Below are 20,374 nucleotides of genomic sequence, written 5' to 3' on the forward strand. Positions count from 1 at the left end.
TCAGTTCCAGATGCCGGTGATGTCGGAGGCCCCGGCGGAGTTGCCGGCGTGGGCGTTGACGCCGGCCAGGTCCTCCAGGGTGTGCAGCACGTCGTAGTGGTTGTACCGGGTGGAGGTGGAGCTGCCGGGGGCGACGTGGGCGCCGTAGACGAGGGTCGGGATGCGGTTGCCCGACAGCTTGTTGTCCTCGTCGAAGGTCACCACCAGCAGGCTGTTGTTGCTCTTGGCCCACTGGGCGTAGGCGTCGAGGTTGTTCTGCAGCCAGGTGTCGCCGGTGCCGACCGAACAGTCGTGCATGTCGTCGCAGAGGTCCGGGGTGACGAAGGAGACCTTCGGCAGGGTGGTGAAGTCGGTCGGGAAGGCGTCCATGCCGTAGGCGGTGGAGGTGGGCACGTTGCCGAAGCCGAACCACGGGTTGTGCTTCTGGGCGTAGTTGTCGACCCGGCAGTCGGTGGCGCCGACCGAGGGCAGGCCCTCGTTGTAGCTGGCCCAGGTCTGGTTGGCGGCGAGCAGCTCGGAGGCGAGGTTGGGCTGCTGCATCGCGCCGACGTCCACGCAGCTGTCGTCCGTGACGCCCTGGGCGCTGCCGGAGAACAGCATGTAGTAGTTGGGCTGGCTGGGGTGGGTGAGCGCGTAGGACTGGGTCAGCTTCGCGCCGCCGGCCGCCAGGGTGTTGTTGAAGTACGGCGCGTTGGAGCTGCCGATCACCTGCGAGTAGGCGTGGTTCTCCATCATCACGACCACGATGTGGTCGGGCGAGGGCAGGGCGGCGGCGGTGTCGGCGGCCGCGTCGCCGCTCGCGGCCCACAGGCCGAGCGAGCCGGCGACCAGGCCGAGGCCGGTGGCGAGGGCGGTGATCGGGCGGAGCCTGCGGCGACGGGCGGGGCGCGGGCCGGCCGTGGGGGTGCCGGGGGTGCGGGGTCGTGCGAAGGCCATGGGGTCCTCCGGGGGTCGGGGCTTCCGGGGCGGGAGCGCCGAGAACAGTAGGATCGCGGCGTGTCGTGTACCGCACAAGAGAAGTGAAGAACAGACGAACAGCTGCGAGGCGGTCCCGGTACGGAGCAACCGGACGCCGGACCACACCGTGCAGGGCAGCTGCCGGGAACCACGGCGCAGGTCACACCCGCCGCGATTGACCCCCCTCCACCGCCCGTGGTGGGATCACGGGGGCCCGCGAGCACCGGGCCGGGGACGGCAAGGAGTGCGGTACGTGATCGGACTGGTCGCCATCTACGGGCCGGGCCGCCCGCTGACCGACGAGCTGCAGGAGCTCTGGCCGGAGAGCAGCCACGCCTACCGGGCCTCGCGCGGCAACTGCTTCCAGGGGCCGGAGGCGATGCAGTTCGCCCTCGACCGCCACCGCCAGGTGATCGCCGTCGGATCGCTCGCCGCCGTCGTCGGCCTGCTGACCGACCCCCGCGTCGACGTCCCGCGCGGCGCCGAGGTGCTCTGCGTGGACCCTGGCCGGCGCTGGGTGATCCCGCTGACCCACTCCGACTCCGCAGTGGAGCTGGCCGAGGAGGTGGCCGGCGCCCTCGGCGTCACCCCGGTGTTCACCGGCCCGCAGCCCGACCCCGGGAACCCGCCCGCCCCCGGGAGCCCGGCCGACGCCGGGAACCCCCTCGACGTGCTGACCCCGCACGCCGTCCGGTACCGCCGGGCCGGTGCCGGCGAGGCCGCGGAGGCGGCGGCGGACGGCCGGCCGGTACGGCTGGTCACCGAGGTGGCGTACCCGCTGCCCGCACTGCCCCCGAACGTACGGCCGGACGCGCCCGAGGACGCCCCCGTCCTGCGGGTCACCGACCGCGAGGACCCGGACGGCGAGGACCTCCTCGTCGTCCCGCGCACCCTGGTCGTCGGCATCGGCGCGGGCAGCGGCACCGGATCGGCCGACGCCATGCGCCTGCTGACGGACATACTCAAGGAGACCGGCTACCTGCGCTCGGCGATCGCCCGGATCGCCACCGTGACCGGCAAGGCCGACCACCCGGCGGTGCGATGGGCCGCGCGCTGCCTGAACGTGCCGGTCGACGAGCACCCGGCCGAGGCCCTGGCCCGGCTCACCGTGCCGAACCCGTCCGCGGCGGTCGGCACGGCCGTCGGCACCGCGAGCGTCGCCGAGGCGGCGGCCCTGGCCGGCGCCGACGGCGGCGAACTCGTCGTCCCCAAGCGGAAGTCGGCCACGGCCACGATCGCGATCGCCCGGGCGGCGGTGCGCGGCCGGCTGGCGCTGATCGGCCTCGGGCCGGGCGCCCACGACCTGCTGGTGCCGCGCGCGCTGGCCGAGCTGCGCCGCGCCTCGGTGGTGGTGGGCCGGCCGGAGGCCGTCGAGGCGGTGGCCGCGCTGCTCCGGCCGGGGACGCGACAGGTCGTACTGCCGGAGCCCGGGACGGTGCGGAACGCCCGGGGCGCGGTACTGGACCGGGCCGGGGTGGCGACCGACCGGGCCGGCCGGGCGGTCGACCCGGCCGGGGCGGCCGCCACCCTCGCCGCGCACGGGCACGCCGTCGCGCTGGTCGCCCTGGGCGACGGCGCCGGGCTCACCGTGCCCGCCGGGGCGTACGAGCTCCTACGGGTGCCCGGCCTGCCCGGCGCGCCCGGCCTGCCCGCCGACACGGACGGGGTCCCCGCATGACCGCCACCGACCCGACCGCCACCACCGCCACCACCACCGCCACCGCCACCGACCCGGCCGCCACCGACCCGGCCGCCGCCGAACCCGACCTGCGCCACCACGGCGACGCCGAGGTGCGCGCCGGCGGGAGCGGCCTGGTCGACCTCGCCGTCAACGTCCGCACCGGCGCCCCGCCCGCCTGGCTGCGCGAGCACCTGGCCGCCACCCTCGGCACCCTCGCCGCCTACCCCGACCAGGGCGCCGCCCGCGCGGCGGTGGCCGCCCGGCACGGGCGCCCGGTCGAGGAGGTGCTGCTCACCTCGGGGGCCGCGGAGGCCTTCGTGCTGCTCGCCCGAGTTCTGACGGCACGTCACATCGTCGTGGTGCACCCCCAGTTCACCGAGCCGGAGGCCGCACTGCGGGACGCCGGGCACCGGGTGCACCGGGTGCTGCTCTCCCCCGGGGACGGGTTCCGACTGGGCGCCGTCCCCGAGCAGGCGGACCTGGTCGTCCTCGGCAACCCGACCAACCCGACCTCCGTCCTGCACCCCGCCGAAGCTGTCGCCGCGCTCGCCCGCCCGGGGCGCACCCTGGTGGTGGACGAGGCGTTCATGGACACCGTGCCCGGGGAGCGCGAGTCCCTCGCCGCCGCCCGGGACCTCCCCGGCCGGGTCGTCGTCCTGCGCAGCCTCACCAAGACCTGGGGCCTGGCCGGACTGCGGATCGGCTACGCGCTCGGACCGGCGCCGCTGATCGCCGCCCTCGGCGCCGCCCAGCCGCTCTGGCCGGTCTCCACCCCGGCACTGGCCGCCGCCGAGGCGTGCAGCGGCCCGGCGGCGCTCGCCGAGGCGGACCGGGCGGCCGCCGAACTCACCCTGTGGCGCGACTACTTGGTGAAGGGCCTGGCCGCCTTCCCGACCGTACGGCTGCACGGCGAGCCGGCCGCCTCCTTCGTCCTGGTCCGGCTGCCGGGCGCGGCGGCGGTCCGGGCGCGGCTGCGCGAGCTCGGCTTCGCCGTCCGGCGCGGGGACACCTTCCCCGGCCTGGGCGAGGACTGGCTGCGGATCGCCGTCCGGGACGAGGAGACCACCGACCGCTTCCTCAGCGCCCTGGAGGCGGCGCTGCGTCCAGCCTGACCGGGTCGCCGGTGCGGATCGCCCCCGGCGCCAGCACCTGGGCGTACACCCCCGCGCAGGGCAGCGCCGGCATGCCCGCCAGCGGGACCAGCCGGTTGCGTGCGGCCGGGCCCCGCAGCGCCTCCGTCCGGCGCGGCAGCGGGCCGTGCCGCAGGGTGGGGACGGCGCAGCGCGGGGTGGGTGCCACGATGCGCAGCCGCAGGCTCTCCCCGACGGTCAACTCCCGCCCCACCCAGGCGTTCTCGACGAATCCCTCGCCCTCGGTGCGGAGCACCAGGTTCGGCCGGTAGCGCTCCGCCTCGACGCCGAAGGCGAGCAGTGTGGAGCTGGTGATCAGGTGCAGCGGGGCGAAGTCGAAGAACCCGCCGTCCGGTGCGGCCCGCCCCAACTCGTTGACGGTCACCGGCACTTCCGCCTCGATCCCGCGCGCCAGCACCTCCTCCGGGACGGCCCGCTCGACCTCCGCGCCGGGCGGGCGCTCGGCGATCAGGGCGAGCTTGCGGCCGAAGGCCTCGGACAGCTCCGCCTCGCCCGCGGCGCGCCCGTCCGGGCCGGTCACCGCCACCCGGCCGTCCGCCGTGGCCGTCGCCGAGTAGTCGAGCAGCCCGGCCCAGCGGTGGGGGTTCTTGGCGCTGGCCACCCGCCCGGTCTCCAGGTCGAGCAGGGCGCGCGCCCGGTCCCCGGCCAGGCCCCTCGTGGACACCTCGGCCGCCGGGAGGTCCTCCCCCAGCAGCGACTTGACCGGGTAGCGCCGCAGCCGCTCGACCCGGCCGACCAGCTCGCCCGCGGATCCGCCGCTCAGCACTCCGCGTCCTCCGCCCACTCCCGCAGGGCCGCGAAGTGCAGCTCCCGCAGCCCCGCCCGGGGGTCGACCCAGAGCGGCAGCGCCTCGGCCGGGTGGTGCGCCGCGATCCACTCGATGTCCTGCGGCCCGAGTTCGTCGTCCAGCCAGACGAACGGCCGCCCGGCGGCCCAGGCCACCAGGTCCCTGGTCTTCCAGTGCAGCCCGTCCGGGTCCTCCCCGCCCTCGCCGAACAGGTTGGTCCAGCGGACGTACGGGAGCTCGGGCAGCCCGAGGCGCGGGCCGATGAAGGTGTTCGCCTCGTCCATCCAGGTGGTCGCCCAGACCAACTCGTACGGCAGCGAGAGCAGTTCCGGCCCGTGCGCCGGATTCAGCCACACTCGCAGCGGCTCGACCTGCTCCCGCGGCTGCGGAGCGTGCCGGGCGACCCAGGACTCGGGCAGCAGCCGGTGGGTGCCGTAGCCCTCGGGGCAGCGGGAGTCCGGTGCGGCGTAGGGGTTGAGCGGCCCGTCCACGTCGATCAGGAGCAACGGCGACCCGGTCATGCGGCGGCCGCCCAGTCCCGCAGGGTCGCGAAGTCGCCGGCGAGCATGCCGACCCGGGGGTTGACGTGCAGGGTGAGCGCCGGGCCCGGGTGGTGCGCCGCGATCCACTCGGCGTCCTGCGGCCCGAGTTCGTCGTCGACCCAGACGAACGGCCGCCCGGCGGCCCAGGCCACCACGTCCTTCGTCTTCCAGTGCAGCCCGTCCGGGTCCTCGCCGAACAGCTCCGTCCAGCGGACGTAGGGGAGTTCGGGCAGCCCGAGGCGCGGGCCGATCAGGGCGTTCGCCTCGTCCATCCAGGTCGTCGCCCACACCAACTCGTACGGCAGCGCCAGCAGTTCCGGCCCGTGCGCCGGGTTCAGCCACACCCGCAACGGCTTCGCCTCGCCGTCGGCGGAGCGCCTGGTCTGCCGATCGGCCCACCAGGTGGGCATCAGCTCGTGCGTCCGGTAGCCGTCCGGCCGCCGCAGCCTCGGCGCGGCGTAGGGGTTGAGGGGTCCGTCCACGTCGAGGAGGAGCAGCGGCTGTCGAGTCATGCCGTGAATTCTCCGGCGGGCGACCGGGATTGACCAGTGGTTTACCCCGCCTGCGGTCGGCGCCACAGGCCGCGGGCGGCCAGCAGCGGCAGGACCCCCTCGCCGAACCAGTAGGCCTCCTCCAGGTGCGGCATGCCCGACAGCACGAACTCGTCGATCCCCAGCTCGTGGTACTCGGCGACCAGGTCGGCGACCTCCCGGTGGCTGCCCACCAGCGCGGTGCCCGCCCCGCCGCGGAGCAGCCCGATGCCGGCCCACAGCCCCGGGTGCACCTCCAGCCGCTGCGCCGAGCCGCCGTGCAGCGCGAGCATCCGCCGCTGCCCCTCCGACTCGCTCTCGGCGAGGGCCCGTTGGGTCTCCCGGACCCGCCCCGGGTCCATGCCGGCGAGCAGCCGTTCGGTCTCCGCCCAGGCCTGCGCGGAGCTGTCCCGGGTGATCACGTGCAGGCGGATCCCGAACCGCACCGTCCTGCCCCGGGCGGCGGCCAGCTCACGGATCCACCCGATCTTCTCCCGCACCTGGGCGGGCGGTTCGCCCCAGGTCAGGTAGACGTCGGCGGAGCGGGCCGCGACCTCGCCGGCCGCCGGGGAGGAGCCGCCGAAGTACACCGGCGGCACCGGGTCGGGCAGCCGGGTCAGGCGCGCCCGCTCGACCCGCAGATGGGGGCCGTCGTGGTCGACGGTCTCCCCCGCCCAGAGCCGCCGGGTGATGTCCAGGAACTCCCCGGTGCGGGCGTAGCGGGCGTCCTTGTCCAGGAAGTCCCCGTAGGCCCGCTGTTCGGCGGACTCGCCGCCGGTCACCACGTTGAGCAGCAGCCGCCCGCCGGACTGCCGCTGGTAGGTCGCGGCCATCTGCGCCGCCAGCGTGGGGCTGAGCTGCCCGGGCCGGAACGCCACCAGGTACTTCAACCGCTCGGTCACCTGGGTCAGCATCGCGGTGGTCAGCCAGGCGTCCTCGCACCAGGCACCGGTCGGCGTGAGCGCCCCCTCGAAGCCCAACTGCTCGGCGCTGCGGGCGATCTGGCCCAGGTAGCCGATGCTCGGCGGCCGGTCGGAGCCGGCCGTCCCGGGCGTCGAGCCGTGCCCGCCGCCGACGATCTGCCGGCTGTCGCCGTTGGTGGGGAGGAACCAGTGGAAGGTGAGAACCATGGAACGGACACACTCCTGCGGCCGGTGCGGTCTGGGGTCGGTCGGTCCTGCTTCGGTCCTGCTGCTGAGAACTCACCGACAACGACGACAGCCGGCCGCCCACACCCGCGCCAGGTCCACGTGCAGTCGGCGCACGAGGAGGCGGGGGCGGGGAGCGGTCATGCGCTCGATTATGCCCGACCCGGCGAACACCGGGCAGGGCAGAGCCCGTAGGCCCTCCCCCGGGCGGGGAAGGGCCTACGGACGGTGCACGCCAGGGGCGGGGATCAGACCTGGCCGGCCTTCTCCAGGGCCGCGCAGCAGGTGTTGATCAGCAGGCGGGTGACGACGTACGGGTCGACGTTGGCGTTCGGGCGACGGTCCTCGATGTAGCCCTTCTGCTCCACCTCGACCTGCCACGGGATGCGGACGGACGCGCCGCGGTTGGAGACGCCGTAGCTGTAGACGTTCCACGGGGCGGTCTCGTGCTTGCCGGTCAGGCGGGACTCGATGTCGGCGCCGTACTGGGTGACGTGGTCCATCACGATCTCCTGGGAGGCGCCGAGCGACTCGCAGGCGGTGATGATGGCGTCGTAGCCCTCGCGCATCGCCTTGGTGGAGAAGTTGGTGTGGGCGCCCGCGCCGTTCCAGTCGCCCCGGGCCGGCTTGGCGTCCAGGGTGGCGTCGATGCCGAACTCCTCGGCGGTGCGGTAGAGCAGGTAGCGGGCGATCCACAGGTCGTCCGAGACGGTCAGGGCGTCGACCGGGCCGATCTGGAACTCCCACTGGCCGGGCATGACCTCGGCGTTGATGCCGCAGATCGCCAGGCCGGCGTCCATGCAGCGGTCCAGGTGCAGCTCGACGATCTCGCGGCCGAAGACCTCCTCGGCGCCGACGCCGCAGTAGTAGCCGCCCTGCGGGGCCGGGAAGCCGCCCTCGGGGAAGCCCAGCGGGCGGGAGCCCTTGAAGAAGGTGTACTCCTGCTCGATGCCGAAGATCGACTCCTGCACGGTGTACTTCTCCTCGACCTCGCGCAGCAGGGCGCGGGTGTTGGACTCGTGCGGGGTGCCGTCCGTCTCCAGGACCTCGCACAGGACGAGGATGTTGTCGCCACCGCGGATCGGGTCCTTGGTGACCTTCACCGGGTCCAGCACGCGGTCCGAGGCGTGGCCCTCGGCCTGGTTGGTCGAGGAACCGTCGAAGCCCCAGGTCGGGATCTTGTCGGCGTTGGGCAGGACGCGAGTCTTGGAACGGAGCTTCGCGGTCGGCTTGGTGCCGTCGATCCAGATGTACTCGGCCTTGATTGCCACGGCGTGTCCCTCGATTGCTGGGTGGTGGATGCCCGCGTAGCGTCGCAAGCCGCCGTTTCCCGGTTGTTCCTCTCGTGTAACGCGCATGTGAACCAACCGTCCGCATCGGCACGGTCACGGTGCGGGAGTGCCGGGCGTGGCACCCCGCACCGCTGCGGGTGCTCAGCCGCGACGGGCGTGCGCGGCCCGGCGGCGCCGGGTGGCCCACAGCGCGGCCGCACCGCCCGCGACCAGGGCGGCGGCCCCGGCGGCCAGCGGGCCGGTGGCGCTGCTGCCGCCGGTGCTGGCGAGCCGCTCGGGCTTCTCCACCGCCGCCTGCGGCACGGCGGCGCGCGAGGTGCCGGCGTCCGCGACCGGCTGGGCGGCGGGCGCGGACGTCGGCACGGCGCTCGGGGTGCCCGGCGCACTCGGAGTGCCGGTGGCGGCGGGGCCGGACGGCTTCTCGCAGCTCACCGAGGCGACGGTGATCTTCCCGGTGACCTTGGCGACGTTCAGGTTGAGCGGGTTCACCTCCACCTGCACCTCCAGGGCCGAGGCGGCGGCGGTGGTCGTGGTGGTGCTCCTCTTGGAGAACTCCACCGACACGCTGCCGACCAGCGGCACGTCCACCTTGGTCGGGCCGTACAGCCCGACGGTGACGGGCTTGCCCAGCACGGTCAGCTTGGCGGGGGCGACCACGTTCGCGGTCGGCTGCCCGTCGACCGGGCAGGTGGCCTCGGCGCTCATCGCCTCCAGGCCGAGCAGCGCGGTGGCGGGCAGGCCGGGGGCGTGCACGTCGGCGTTGACCAGCTTGACGGAGGCGGTGGCGCCCTTGGCGTCGACCCGGGTGACGGACGTGCCGATGTCCGCCTTGACCAGCTCGACCGGGCCGTTCTGGTCGACGCCCGCGACCTTGGCGGTCAGCACCGAGCCGTCCCTCTGCTCGGGCGTCTCCACCTTGTTGAGCGCGATGTCCACCGGGACGTCGACCGCCTTGTTCAGGAAGCTGACGTCCAGGGCGACCTCGGCGGTGACGGCACGGGCCTTGCCCGACGAGGGAGCGGTCGTGGCCGGCGCGGAGGCGGTCGACCCGGTCGTGGCCGGCGCGGCCTGGACGGGCCCGGCGGTGAGCAGCGTGCTCACCGCCACGGCGGCGGATGCGGAAACGATTCGGCGAGACGGCCGGGACAGCTGGGAAGACCGGAAGGACCGGGAAGACATGGCGAGACCCCCACACAGGTGAAACGATGAGCCGCCAGTCTTCTCAAACGATCCGTCACATGAGCCTCACGGAACGTCATTTCACTCGTTGGGGTGAGATTGACGTCCGGCACTGACCGGGATCTGCTACGGGAGCAACTCCCTTACGGCAGCCGCCAGTCCACCGGCTGCGCCCCCTGCCGCACCAGCAGCTCGTTGGCCCGGCTGAACGGCCGCGAGCCGAAGAAGCCGCGGTCGGCCGACATCGGGCTCGGGTGCACCGACTCCACCGTCGGGATGGTGCCCAGCAGCGGCCGCAGGTTGCGGGCGTCGCTGCCCCACAGGATCGCCACCATCGGACCGCCGCGCGCCACCAGCGCCCGGATCGCCTGCTCGGTGACCGCCTCCCAGCCCTTGCCCTTGTGGGCCCGGGGGTTGCGCGGCTGGGTGGTCAGCGCCCGGTTCAGCAGCAGGACGCCCTGCTGCGTCCAGGGCGTGAGGTCGCCGTTGGACGGCTGCGGCAGGCCGAGGTCGGTGCCGTACTCCCGGAAGATGTTGATCAGGCTCGGCGGGATCGGCCGGACGTCCGGTGCCACCGAGAAGCTCAGGCCGACGGCGTGGCCGGGCGTCGGGTACGGGTCCTGCCCGACGATCAGTACCCGGACGTCGGCGATCGGCTGCTGGAACGCCCGCAGCACGTTCGGTCCGGACGGCAGGTAGGTGCGGCCCGCCGCGATCTCGGCGCGGAGGAAGTCGCCCATCGCGGCGATCTGCCCGGCGACGGGTTCAAGTGCGGTGGCCCAGCCGGGCTCGACGATCTCATTCAGTGGACGCGGTGCCATGGTCGTCACCCTATCGGCCGATACCGACAGGGCGTCACCACGGAGGGTCACCGCGAACGATCACCGGGAGCAGCCACCGGGCCGCCCACCGCCTCGCCGACCGCCGCGCCCGGTCACCCCACCGGCCGCCCCCGCAGCACCACCGTGCGCGGGTCCGCGAGCACCCGGACGTCCGCCCGTGGGTCCTCCTCGTAGACCACGAAGTCCGCCGGAGCGCCCTCCTCCAGCCCCGGCCGCCCGAGCCACTCCCGTGCGCCCCAGCTCGCCGCCGACAGCGCCTCGGCCGGGCTCAGCCCCGCCTTCACCAGCTCCGCCACCTCGTCCGCGACCAGCCCGTGGGCGAGCGAACCGCCCGCGTCGGTGCCGACGAACACCGGGATGCCCGCGTCGTGCGCGGCGCCCACGGTGTCGTAGCGGCGCTCGTGCAGCCGCCGCATGTGCGCCGACCAGGCCGGGAACTTGGCCTCCCCGCCCGCCGCCAGCTGCGGGAAGGTGGCGATGTTGACCAGGGTCGGCACGATGGCCACCCCGCGCTCGGCGAAGGCCGGGATCAGCTCCTCGGTCAGCCCGGTGGCGTGCTCGACGCAGTCGATCCCGGCCGCCAGCAGGTCCGGCAGCGACTCCGCCGCGAAGCAGTGCGCGGTGACCCGCGCGCCCTCCTCGTGCGCCGCCGCGATCGCCTCGGCCAGCGCGTCGCCCGGCCAGCAGGCGGCGAGGTCGCCGCGCTCGCGGTCGATCCAGTCGCCGACCAGCTTCACCCAGCCGTCGCCCCGCCGGGCCTCGGCCCGCACGTAGGCGGCGAGGTCCCCGGGCTCGATCTCGTGGGCGTAGTTGCGGATGTAGCGGCGGGTGCGGGCGATGTGCCGGCCGGCCCGGATGATCCGGGGCAGGTCCTCGCGCCCGTCGATCCAGCGGGTGTCGGCGGCCGAGCCGGCGTCGCGGATCAGCAGGGTGCCCGCGTCACGGTCGGTGAGCGCCTGCTTCTCGCTGGTCTCGGCGTCCACGGCGCCGTGCGCGTCCAGGCCGACGTGGCAGTGCGCGTCCACCAGGCCGGGCAGCACCCAGCCCGTCACCGTCCGGACGTCCCCGGCGGTCGGCGGGCGGGTGAAGCTCACCCGCCCGTCCACCACCCAGAGTTCGTCCCGGACCTCCTCCGGACCGACCAGCACCCGGCCCCGGACGTGCAGCACCGCACCTTCAGTCATGGCCGCACTCTACCGACGGGCGCGTTCCCTGCCACCGGCACGCATGCGGCAGACTCGTTGCCGCACCCACCACCCGCCCCGTGAAAGGCCGTGAAGCCGTGAGAGAGCGCAGCGAGCGAACCGTCAAGAGGAGCGCGTGGGCGAACGCCCTCGCCGAGCGAAGCGAGGCGGGCGCGTGAGTTCCTTCCTCGACCTCCCCCCGCTCAGCGCCGCCGGGTTCGCGGCGATCGAGGACCAGGTCGCCGCGCTGCTGCACACCGGGGCCGACGTCATCGTCACCCAGGGCGAGGCCCTGCTGCCGCTGGAGGCCGCGATCCGCGGCGCCGCGCACCCCGGCTCCACCGCGCTCAACATCGTCACCGGCCCGTACGGCCAGACCTTCGGCAACTGGTTGCGCTCCTGCGGGACGACGGTGGTCGAGCTCGCGGTGCCCTTCGACAGCGCGGTGAGCCCCGAGCAGGTCGGCGAGGCGCTGGAGAGCCACCCGGAGATCGACTTCGTCTCCCTGGTGCACGCCGAGGCCGCCACCGGCAACACCAACCCGGTCGCCGGGATCGCCTCCGTGGTCCGTGCGCACGGCGCCCTGCTGATGCTCGACGCGGTCGCCTCGGTCGCCGCCGAGCCGCTGCTCACCGACGAGTGGGGCATCGACCTGTGCGTGATCGGCGGCCAGAAGGCGATGGGCGGCCCGGCCGGGGTCTCCGCCGTCTCCGTCTCCGAGCGCGCCTGGGAGCGGATCGCCGCCAACCCGGCCGCCCCGCGCCGCTCCTACCTGTCCCTGTTGGACTGGAAGGAGCGCTGGACGGACGCCGGCCGCACCGTACTGCCGCACGCCCCGGCCCAGTTGGAGATGCTCGCGCTCGGCGCCTGCCTGGACCGGATCGCCGCCGACGGCCTGCCCACCGTGATCGCCCGGCACCGCGCCGCCTCGGCCGCCACCCGGGCCGGCGCCCGCGCCCTCGGCACGCTCAGCCCCTACGTCCACCAGGACGCCGCCGCGGCTCCGGTCGCCACCACCCTGCGCACCCCGGCCGGGGTGCACGCCGCCGAGCTCGCCGCCGCCCTCGACCCGGCGCTGCCCGTCCAGCCCGGCGGCGGGGCGCTGGCGGCCTCCATGCTCCGCGTCAACCACTACGGCACGGCGGCCTCGCTGGACACCGTCCGGGCCTGCCTGACCGCCCTCGCCACGGCCACCGGGGGCGACGCCGACGCGGCGCTGGAGGCGGCCGGGGCGGCGTGGAAGGCCGCCGCCTAGGAAACGCCGAACGGCCCCCGGATCGCTTCGGGGGCCGTTCTCCCGGCTGCGCTCAGTGCCCGCCCGCGTCCACCACCTCGACGCCCCGGATGTTCCGCTCGATCTCCTCCGCCGGCAGCGCGACGGACAGCGCCCAGTAGTAGATGAGCAGAGAGAACACCACCACGACCCCGATGTCCCACCACAGCGGCAGGTTCCCCTGGGCGCCCAGGCCGAAGGTGCCCTGCCAGGAGACGATCCCCATCCCGACCAGGTAGACCGGCAGCCACTGCCCGGCCTTGAAGTCCATCCGCGGCGCGTTCGGCACCCCCTTCGAGGCGGCGTACGCCGAGTACCCGCCGAGCAGCGCGTACCCGATCAGGATCGCCAGCCCGAGGCGCCACAGGGTGTCCCAGCCGGACCAGTAGATGACCAGGCTCGCCACCGCGAAGGCGATCGGCGAGATGACCGTGCCGGCCGGCAGGTGGTACGAGCGCTCCATCCCGGGCAGCCGCTTGCGCAGCACCCCGAAGGCCAGCGGCGCGCCCGCGTACATCAGCACCACCGCCGAGGTGATGAAGCCGACCAGCTTCTGCCAGCTCGGGAACGGCAGGAAGCAGACCACCCCGGCGACCCAGGCGATCAGCAGCCCGAGCCAGGGCACCGAGTTGCGGTCGGTGTACTGCAGGGCCTGCGGCGCGTAGCCGTTGCGGCTGAGGCCGTAGGTGACCCGGGAGCTGGAGGTGATGTAGACCAGCCCGGTGCCCGCGGGCGAGATCACCGCGTCGATGAACAGGATCGTCGCCAGCCAGCCGAGGCCGATCAGCGTGGCGAGGCCCGCGAACGGGCCGCTGATCCCCGGGTAGTCGAGCTTGGCCCAGCCCCCGGCGAAGGTCTCCGGCGGCAGGGCGCCGATGAACACCACCTGGAGCAGCACGTAGATGATCGTGCCGATCACCACCGACCCGAGGACGGCCCGGGGGATGTCCCGGCGGGGGTTGCGGCTCTCCCCCGCCCACTGGATGGCCTGCTCGAAGCCGAGCAGCGCGAAGATCACGCCGCTGGTGCTGATCGCGGCGAGCACGCCCTTGGCGCCGTCCGGGGCGAAGCCGTGCACGGTGAAGTTGGAGCCGTGGAAGTCCTGGATGCCGAGCGCGAAGATCGCCAGGATCGGGATCGCGACCTTCCACACGGTGGCCACGCTGTTGGTGTGGGCGAGGAGCCGGACGCCGAGGAAGTTGATCGCGACGAACACGCCCATCAGCACGGCCGCGACCAGGAAGCCCGTCCCGGTCAGCGTCAGGTCCTTGTTGAGGAAGCCGTCCGCCCAGGTCCAGTGCCGGGCGTAGTTGATCATCGCCTGGACCTCGATCGGCGCGATGGTCGCGGCCTGGAGCCAGGTGAACCAGCCGAAGGACATCCCGGCGAAGCCGCCGAAGGCGTAGTGGGGGTAGCGGGCCGTGCCGCCGGCGACCGGGAACAGTCCGCCCAGCTCGGCATGGATCAGCGCCAGCAGGACGATCGCCACCGCGCCGATGCCCCAGGACAGCAGCGCGGCGGGCCCGGCCGCCACCGCCGCCTTCTGCGCCCCGAACAGCCAGCCGGAGCCGATGATCGCGCCGACCGAGGCGAAGAGCAGCCCGGCGACGCCGACCTCGCGCTTCAGCCCGCCGTGCCCCGTGGGGGGCGATGCCGTCGTCTTGGAATGGGCCATGGCGCCACGCCTCTCACCTCGGGGAATCCCCCCGACAGTGCCGCAGCGGCATCCGCACCCACCGAGAAACGCGCCGCGCCCCACGCCCCCTCACCCGAACGGCCGGAGCGGACGGCACCTGGCCGCCGGTCGGCGCGGCACCATCCGCCCGGCCCGGCCCCGCCCCAACGGTTTTCGGTCACTCCCCCCGACACAGTTCCCCGGGCGTTCATCCGACCGGCACGCGGAACTCACCGGGGACCGGCAGGCTCCGCCCAGAGCCGAAGTTGGCTAGACAACTTACCGCCGAGGAGGAGACCGTGACCGAGCTGCCGCCGTACTGGCTGCGCGACAACTGCCCCTGCGCCGACTGCCGGGACCCGCGCAACGGCCAGAAGCTGTTCCAGATCGACGACCTCCCGCCGGACCTCGCGATCGCCGCGAGCACGGAGACCGACGGCCACCTGGAGGTGCTCTGGTCCGACGGCCACCGCTCCCGCTACCCGCTCGCCTGGCTGGCCGAGCCGGCGGGCGGCGACGGCCGCACCGAGCAGGACAAGCGGCTCTGGACGGCCGCCGACTTCGCCCACGGCATCCCCGAGGCCGACTGGGAGGCCTACCTCACCGACCCCGCCGAGCAGGCCGCCGTCCTCGCCGCCGTCCGGCGCAGCGGCTTCGCGGTGCTGCGCGGGGTGCCCACCGTGGAGCGGCAGGTGCTGCGGGTGGCCGAGAGCTTCGGCTACGTGCGGGTCACCAACTACGGCGAGCTGTTCGACGTCCGGGTCGAGCCGGACCCCAACAACCTCGCGTTCACGAACAGGACGATCGCCCCGCACACCGACAACCCGTACCGCGACCCGGTGCCGACCCTCCAGCTGCTGCACTGCCTGGAGAACTCGGCGACCGGCGGCGACTCCGGCCTGGTGGACGGCTTCCAGGCAGCCGCGATCCTCCGGGACGAGGCCCCCGAGCACTTCGCGACGCTCACCCGCACGCCCGTCCCCTTCGTCTTCCGCGACCGCCGCACCGAACTGCGCGCCGACCGCCCGCTGATCGACGTGGACCCACTGGGCCGGATCCGCGAGGTCCGGTTCAACAACCGCTCGATCGGCACCCTCCGCGGCGACGACCGGGAAGCCTTCTACGCGGCCTACCGCCGCTTCGCCGCGATCACCCTGCGCCCCGAGCTCCAGCTGACCTTCCGGCTCGGCCCGGGCGACTGCCTGGTCTTCGACAACACCCGCCTGCTGCACGCCCGTACGGCCTTCCAGCAGGACGGCCACCGGCACCTCCAGGGCTGCTACGCGGACCTGGACTCCCTGCACAGCACCCTCGCCGTGCTGCACCGCCGCACCGCCGCCCTGGACGAACTGGCCGGGCTGTTCGCGGGCGAGGGCGCCGGGGAGTACCTGGGCGAGGCCGTCACCATGGCCGAGCACATGCTCCAGGCCGCGGCCGCCGCCGAGGCCGCCGGGGCCCCCGGCCACCTGGTCGCCGCGGCCCTGCTGCACGACGTCGGACACTTCTTTGATGAGCACGGCCACAGCCCGCTGCACGGACGGGATCTGATGGAAGGTCAGGACAACCGGCACAGCCACACCGGCGCCGACCGGTTGGCCGCCTGGTTCGGCCCGGAGGTCACCGAGCCGGTCCGGCTGCACGTGGCCGCCAAGCGCTACCTGTGCGCGGTCGAGCCCGGCTACCGCGCCCGGCTCTCCGAGGCCTCCGAGTACACCCTCACCGTCCAGGGCGGCCCGATGGACGCCGAGGAGGCCGCCGCCTTCGCCGAACTCCCGGGCGCCGTCGACGCGGTGGCCGTGCGCAGGTGGGACGAGCAGGCGAAGGAGCCGGGCCTGCGGACGCCGGACTTCGAGCACTACCGCCCGCTGCTCGCCTCGCTCATGCGGTAGGACGCGCAGGACGCGCAGGACACGTAGGACGCGCAGGAACCCCGAACGACGCCCGGGAGCTCAGTCCAGCTCCCGGGCGTGCCGCGAAAGCGCCGACGTGGCCAGCGAGTTGTGCACGCTGAACGCCACCGTGCCGGGCAGGTAGCGGTCCTGGGACCACTCCACCGGCGTGCCGGTCGGGTCGGTGGTGCGCCGTCGCTCGCGCAGCAGCGGGCCGCCCCGGCGGCAGCCGAGCAGTCGGGCGTCCTCGGCGTTGGCCGCGACGATGTCGATGGTGTGGTCGGCGTCGGTGAACAGGATGCCGTGCTCGCGCAGCACCTCGGTGTGCGAGACGACGTCCGGCGGCAGCTCGGCGACGATCTCGCCGACCCGCGGCGGGTAGATCGTCCGCTCGACCATCACCGGGGTGCCGGACAGCGTCCGCAGCCGGACCGTGACGTACACCTCGGCGCCGGGCTCCAGCCGCAGTTGCTCGCGCTCGGCCGCGTCGGCCGGTCGGCGCACCAGGGAGTCCAGGATGCCGCCGGGCTCCTCGCCCATCGAGTACGCCCAGTGCGTGAAGCTGAGCAGTTCCGAGAAGCTCTGCACCCGGGCGCCGCCGAGCACCACCCGTCGGGTGCCGCGGCGGGAGGTGACCAGCCCGTCGGAGCGCAGCACGGCGAGCGCCTGGCGGACGGTGCCGCGGGAGACCCCGTACTGCTCGGCCAGCGCGCCCTCGGCGGGCAGCCGGCCGGCCTCGCCGTACGCGCCGGTGGTGATGGCCTCGCGCAGATCTGCGGCCACCTTGCGGTACAGGGCTCCGGCCGTGCGCTCGACTGGGCGCCCGGGCTCTACTGCCACGTCACTCAATTGACCCTCCAGGGGCGGTGTCCAGCGCAGCCGTACCGGCACGGACAGCCCGACCTTATCCCGCTGCGCCGTTCGAGCATCGCACCGAACGGATCACGCACCGATGGCCGGATTCCACCGTTCCCGCAGCCGACCCCGGTTCTGGGCCGTCCGTTCACCTTCCCGTCACCGAACTTCGGGTTACTTACCTCCGTCAGCGAAGTTGGCTAGTCAACTCGGACGGTTCCGAACGGATACCGGACGAACGCGGCAAGGAACCCCGACGGATCTCCCGACGGGCCACCGACGGATCCGCGCCCCGGCCACTCGCACGATCGATCCCCCGATCAGATCGGACACCACTCCCGTGCAGCACCCCCTTCGCAGTACACCCGATCAGGAGACTGACCCGTGTCCGTGCACCGTGCCCGCTCCGCCGCCTTCGCGGCCGTCCTGACCGCCGCCGCGCTGTCCCTCACCGCCTGCGGTTCCGCCGGCTCCTCCACCGCGAAGTCCGGCAGCGACGCCGCGGGCGGCAAGAGCGCCAAGACCGCCACCTCGGCCGCCGACTTCGGCGGCATGGACGCCCTGGTCGCCGCCGCCAAGAAGGAAGGCAAGCTGCACGTCATCACGCTGCCGCGCGACTGGGCGAACTACGGCAAGCTGATGGACGGCTTCAAGGCGAAGTACGGCATCGACATCGAGGACGAGAACCCGGACGGCTCCAGCCAGGACGAGATCAACGCGATCACGTCCCGTAAGGGCCAGGACCGCGCCCCCGACGTGGTCGACCTGGGCGCCGCGTTCGCCACCTCCGGCGGCAAGCAGGGCCTGTTCGCCCCCTACAAGGTCGCCGACTTCGACAAGATCCCGGCCTCCATGAAGGACGCCAACGGTCTGAGCTACAACGACTACGGCGGCTACGTCTCGATCGCCTGCGACGCCAAGAAGGTGTCGGCCTGCCCGAAGACCTTCGCCGACCTGCTCAAGCCCGAGTACAAGGGCATGGTCGCGCTCAACGGCAACCCGACCAAGGCGAACGCCGCGTACAGCGCCGTCATGGCCGCCGCCCTGGCCAACGGCGGTTCGCTGGACAACATCCAGCCCGGCATCGACTTCTTCGGCAAGCTCAAGCAGGCCGGGAACTTCAACCCGGTCGAGGTCACCCCGGCGACCATCGAGAAGGGCGAGACCCCGATCAGCGTCGACTGGTCCTACCTGAACGCCGGCTACACCGACAAGTTCAAGGACAAGGGCATCGACTGGCAGGTCAGCATCCCGTCCGACGGCATCTACGCCGGCTTCTACAACCAGGCCATCAACAAGGACGCGCCGCACCCGGCCGCCGCCCGCCTGTGGGAGGAGTACCTCTACAGCGCGGAGGGCCAGAACGGCTACCTGGGCGGCTACGCCACCCCGGCCCTGTTCGACGCCATGAAGGCCGCGGGCACCCTGGACGCGGCCGCCGCCGCCAAGCTCCCGGCCATCGAGAAGCCCTTCACCACCTTCCCGACCGACGACCAGACCACCGCGGCCAAGAAGGTCGTGACGGAGAACTGGGCCAAGGCGATCTCGGGCTGATCTGACTGATGACTACGGCTCCCACCCCGGTGCCGGCCAGCGCCTCCGCCGCCCAGAGCGGCGGGGGCGCCCCCGGCCCCGTCTCCCCCGCCCCGGCCCCGGTCACCGCCACCACGGTGCACACCGAGGCCCCCCGCCCGGCCGCGCGCCGGGCCCGCGGCAGCCGCGCCTGGCTCGCCGCCCTCCCCCTGGTCCTCTTCTTCGCGATCGGCTTCGGCCTGCCCGCCGTCGCGATCGTCATCGGCGCCTTCACCACCTCCTCGGACGCCCCCGACGGCGGCGGCGCCTTCACCCTCGACAACCTCACCGGCTCGCTCCAGGGCGCCTACTGGACGGCCCTGTGGGGCAGCGTGAAGCTCTCCCTGCTGACCGCGCTGATCGCCACCGTGGTCGGCCTGCCGCTGGCCCAGGCCGTGGCGACCTCCCGGTTCCGCGCCTTCCGCGAGGCCGTGATGTCCGCCTCCGGCGTGCTCGCCAACTTCGGCGGCGTCCCGCTGGCCTTCATGTTCGTCGCCACCCTCGGCAACTCCGGCGAGGTCACCAAAAAGCTCGGCCTGACCGCGCACGGCTGGAACCTCTACACCTTCTCCGGCCTGTCCGTGGTCTACCTGTACTTCCTGGTGCCGCTGATGGTCATCACCATCACCCCGGCCCTGGAGGGCCTCAAGGTCCAGTGGCGCGAGGCCGCGTACAACAACGGCGCCACCGGCCTGCAGTACTGGCGGCACGTGGCGCTGCCCGTCCTGCTGCCCTCGCTGCTCGGCGGCTTCGTGCTGCTGTTCGGCGCCTCCTTCGCCGCGTACGCCACCGCCGAGGCCATGGTGGGCAGTTCGGTGCCGCTGATCTCGATGCAGATCGGCGACGCGCTGTCCGGCAACGTCCTGGTCGGCCAGGGCAACCTCGCCCTCGCCCTCGGCCTCGACATGATCGTGGTCGCCTGCCTGGTGATGGCCGTGTACCTGCCCCTTCAGCGCCGGAGTGCCAAGTGGCTCGCCTGATCAATCGCATCCGTTTCGGCCGCGGCCTGGTCCTGCTGCTCTGCGGGATCTACTTCGCGGTGCCGCTGGTCTCGTCGGTGGTCTTCAGCGTCGACGACCACAAGAACGGCACCACCTTCCGCGCCTACACCGAGCTGCTGAACGCCCCCGGCTTCACCGACAGCCTGGTGCTCAGCCTCGAACTGGCCGTCGTCACCGTGGCGGTGCTGCTGCTCCTGCTCGTCCCCGCGGTGCTCGCCGCCCGGCTCGGCGCGCCGAAGCTGCGCCCGGTCATCGAGGTCATGTGCTCGATGCCGCTGGTCGTCCCGGTGGTGGCCCTCACCACCGGCATCATCGGCGTGCTGCGCTGGGGCCCGGACTACCTCCAGGACACCCCGTTCTTCCAGACCATGGTGGCCATCCAGAACCCGGACTTCCCGATCGTCCTGGTCATCGCCTACGTGCTGATGGCCCTGCCGTTCGCCTACCGGGCCATCGACGCCGGACTGCGCGGCGTGGACGTGGTCACCCTGGTCGAGGCCGCCCGCAACTGCGGCGCCGGCTGGCTGCGCGCGGTGTTCACCGTCGTCCTGCCGAACCTGCGCAGCGCGCTGCTGAACGGCGCCGTGCTCACCGTCGCCCTGGTGCTCGGCGAGTTCACCACCGCCTCCATCCTCGGCTTCGGCCCCTTCTCGGTGTGGATCAACTCCAACGGCAAGAGCGACGGCCAGATGTCCGTCGCGGTGTCGATGCTCAGCCTGCTGATCGTCTGGCTCGTCCTGCTGCTGATGTCCGCCGTCGGCCGCGGCCGCAAGGCCGCCCGGTCCTGAACCACCCCCCGTTCTCCAGGAGTTACCA

General features: G+C 73.4%; 18 protein-coding genes. 7 read left to right on the plus strand and 11 right to left on the minus strand.

Translation table 11 applies throughout. The features are described from left to right. The gene (locus ACFY2K_RS18355; protein ID WP_380525179.1) at positions 1-936 is read right to left on the minus strand and encodes an alkaline phosphatase family protein; all 936 of its coding nucleotides are present in this window, start codon (positions 934-936) and stop codon (positions 1-3) included. A 274-nt stretch (positions 937-1,210) separates the two neighbouring features. On the opposite strand from ACFY2K_RS18355, the gene ACFY2K_RS18360 reads away from it, so the two are divergent. Continuing rightward, positions 1,211-2,635: a cobalamin biosynthesis protein gene (locus ACFY2K_RS18360; protein ID WP_387712494.1), complete on the plus strand. Its 1,425-nt coding sequence runs from the start codon at positions 1,211-1,213 to the stop codon at positions 2,633-2,635. Next, positions 2,632-3,750 carry an Rv2231c family pyridoxal phosphate-dependent protein CobC gene (gene cobC, locus ACFY2K_RS18365; protein WP_387712497.1) on the plus strand — a complete coding sequence of 373 codons (1,119 nt, stop codon included), beginning with the start codon at positions 2,632-2,634 and terminating at the stop codon, positions 3,748-3,750. The genes ACFY2K_RS18360 and cobC overlap by 4 nt, the downstream gene beginning before the upstream one ends. Here cobC and ACFY2K_RS18370 read toward each other — a convergent pair. The 8 genes from ACFY2K_RS18370 to ACFY2K_RS18405 form a co-directional block, all read right to left on the minus strand. Then, complete coding sequence (locus tag ACFY2K_RS18370) at positions 3,716-4,555, minus strand: MOSC domain-containing protein (RefSeq protein ID WP_380639392.1); 840 nt, start codon at positions 4,553-4,555, stop codon at positions 3,716-3,718. The genes cobC and ACFY2K_RS18370 overlap by 35 nt on opposite strands. Beyond that, entirely contained in the window at positions 4,549-5,097 is a 549-nt protein-coding gene (locus ACFY2K_RS18375; RefSeq protein ID WP_380639390.1) for a hypothetical protein, read from the minus strand. Before ACFY2K_RS18375 ends, ACFY2K_RS18370 begins: the two co-directional genes overlap by 7 nt. Further along, positions 5,094-5,630 (minus strand): hypothetical protein, encoded by a 537-nt coding sequence (locus ACFY2K_RS18380; RefSeq protein WP_375894546.1) that lies wholly within the window; start codon positions 5,628-5,630, stop codon positions 5,094-5,096. The genes ACFY2K_RS18375 and ACFY2K_RS18380 overlap by 4 nt, the downstream gene beginning before the upstream one ends. A 41-nt stretch (positions 5,631-5,671) precedes the next feature. After that, a complete protein-coding gene (locus tag ACFY2K_RS18385) occupies positions 5,672-6,778 on the minus strand; it encodes an LLM class flavin-dependent oxidoreductase (protein WP_380639388.1) in 1,107 nt (368 codons plus the stop codon). 266 nt (positions 6,779-7,044) lie between these two features. Then, positions 7,045-8,067: a glutamine synthetase GlnII gene (gene glnII, locus ACFY2K_RS18390; protein ID WP_375894540.1), complete on the minus strand. Its 1,023-nt coding sequence runs from the start codon at positions 8,065-8,067 to the stop codon at positions 7,045-7,047. A gap of 162 nt (positions 8,068-8,229) precedes the next feature. Beyond that, positions 8,230-9,195 (minus strand): SCO1860 family LAETG-anchored protein, encoded by a 966-nt coding sequence (locus ACFY2K_RS18395; RefSeq protein ID WP_387712502.1) that lies wholly within the window; start codon positions 9,193-9,195, stop codon positions 8,230-8,232. A 215-nt stretch (positions 9,196-9,410) separates the two neighbouring features. Then, positions 9,411-10,088 (minus strand): uracil-DNA glycosylase, encoded by a 678-nt coding sequence (locus ACFY2K_RS18400; RefSeq protein WP_380525186.1) that lies wholly within the window; start codon positions 10,086-10,088, stop codon positions 9,411-9,413. Positions 10,089-10,201: 113 nt separating this feature from the next. Beyond that, on the minus strand, positions 10,202-11,293 hold the full coding sequence (locus ACFY2K_RS18405) for an amidohydrolase family protein (RefSeq protein ID WP_380525187.1): 1,092 nt from the start codon (positions 11,291-11,293) through the stop codon (positions 10,202-10,204). 175 nt (positions 11,294-11,468) lie between these two features. Here ACFY2K_RS18405 and ACFY2K_RS18410 point away from each other — a divergent pair, with 175 nt between their 5' ends. Continuing rightward, positions 11,469-12,548, plus strand: a complete 1,080-nt coding sequence (locus ACFY2K_RS18410) for a pyridoxal-phosphate-dependent aminotransferase family protein (RefSeq protein WP_387712506.1) — start codon at positions 11,469-11,471, stop codon at positions 12,546-12,548. Positions 12,549-12,600: 52 nt separating this feature from the next. Here ACFY2K_RS18410 and ACFY2K_RS18415 read toward each other — a convergent pair whose 3' ends face one another. Beyond that, complete coding sequence (locus ACFY2K_RS18415) at positions 12,601-14,241, minus strand: APC family permease (protein WP_387712508.1); 1,641 nt, start codon at positions 14,239-14,241, stop codon at positions 12,601-12,603. A 299-nt stretch (positions 14,242-14,540) separates the two neighbouring features. Here ACFY2K_RS18415 and ACFY2K_RS18420 point away from each other — a divergent pair, with 299 nt between their 5' ends. Next, on the plus strand, positions 14,541-16,130 hold the full coding sequence (locus tag ACFY2K_RS18420; protein ID WP_387712511.1) for a TauD/TfdA family dioxygenase: 1,590 nt from the start codon (positions 14,541-14,543) through the stop codon (positions 16,128-16,130). A 60-nt stretch (positions 16,131-16,190) separates the two neighbouring features. On the opposite strand, the gene ACFY2K_RS18425 is transcribed toward ACFY2K_RS18420, so the two are convergent. Beyond that, positions 16,191-16,970: a GntR family transcriptional regulator gene (locus tag ACFY2K_RS18425; protein WP_375894522.1), complete on the minus strand. Its 780-nt coding sequence runs from the start codon at positions 16,968-16,970 to the stop codon at positions 16,191-16,193. Positions 16,971-17,369: 399 nt separating this feature from the next. Here ACFY2K_RS18425 and ACFY2K_RS18430 point away from each other — a divergent pair, with 399 nt between their 5' ends. The 3 genes from ACFY2K_RS18430 to ACFY2K_RS18440 are packed head-to-tail and all read left to right on the plus strand — an operon-like array spanning position 17,370 to position 20,346. After that, positions 17,370-18,539, plus strand: a complete 1,170-nt coding sequence (locus tag ACFY2K_RS18430; protein ID WP_375894520.1) for an ABC transporter substrate-binding protein — start codon at positions 17,370-17,372, stop codon at positions 18,537-18,539. A gap of 8 nt (positions 18,540-18,547) precedes the next feature. Next, positions 18,548-19,537, plus strand: coding sequence for an ABC transporter permease (locus tag ACFY2K_RS18435; protein ID WP_387712514.1), 990 nt, complete (start codon positions 18,548-18,550; stop codon positions 19,535-19,537). Then, on the plus strand, positions 19,537-20,346 hold the full coding sequence (locus ACFY2K_RS18440) for an ABC transporter permease (RefSeq protein WP_375894617.1): 810 nt from the start codon (positions 19,537-19,539) through the stop codon (positions 20,344-20,346). Before ACFY2K_RS18435 ends, ACFY2K_RS18440 begins: the two co-directional genes overlap by 1 nt. Positions 20,347-20,374 lie beyond the last annotated feature (28 nt).

Source organism: Kitasatospora sp. NPDC001309 (assembly GCF_042896295.1).
In the GTDB taxonomy this organism is placed as follows: domain Bacteria; phylum Actinomycetota; class Actinomycetes; order Streptomycetales; family Streptomycetaceae; genus Kitasatospora.

Bases quoted from the DNA above. Each gene is read 5' to 3' on its own strand.
- ACFY2K_RS18400 (WP_380525186.1), bottom strand. From the start codon at position 10,088: ATGGCACCGCGTCCACTGAATGAGATCGTCGAGCCCGGCTGGGCCACC.
- ACFY2K_RS18405 (WP_380525187.1), bottom strand. From the start codon at position 11,293: ATGACTGAAGGTGCGGTGCTGCACGTCCGGGGCCGGGTGCTGGTCGGT.
- ACFY2K_RS18415 (WP_387712508.1), bottom strand. From the start codon at position 14,241: ATGGCCCATTCCAAGACGACGGCATCGCCCCCCACGGGGCACGGCGGG.
- ACFY2K_RS18385 (WP_380639388.1), bottom strand. From the start codon at position 6,778: ATGGTTCTCACCTTCCACTGGTTCCTCCCCACCAACGGCGACAGCCGG.
- cobC (WP_387712497.1), top strand. From the start codon at position 2,632: ATGACCGCCACCGACCCGACCGCCACCACCGCCACCACCACCGCCACC.
- ACFY2K_RS18355 (WP_380525179.1), bottom strand. From the start codon at position 936: ATGGCCTTCGCACGACCCCGCACCCCCGGCACCCCCACGGCCGGCCCG.
- ACFY2K_RS18435 (WP_387712514.1), top strand. From the start codon at position 18,548: ATGACTACGGCTCCCACCCCGGTGCCGGCCAGCGCCTCCGCCGCCCAG.
- ACFY2K_RS18375 (WP_380639390.1), bottom strand. From the start codon at position 5,097: ATGACCGGGTCGCCGTTGCTCCTGATCGACGTGGACGGGCCGCTCAAC.
- ACFY2K_RS18380 (WP_375894546.1), bottom strand. From the start codon at position 5,630: ATGACTCGACAGCCGCTGCTCCTCCTCGACGTGGACGGACCCCTCAAC.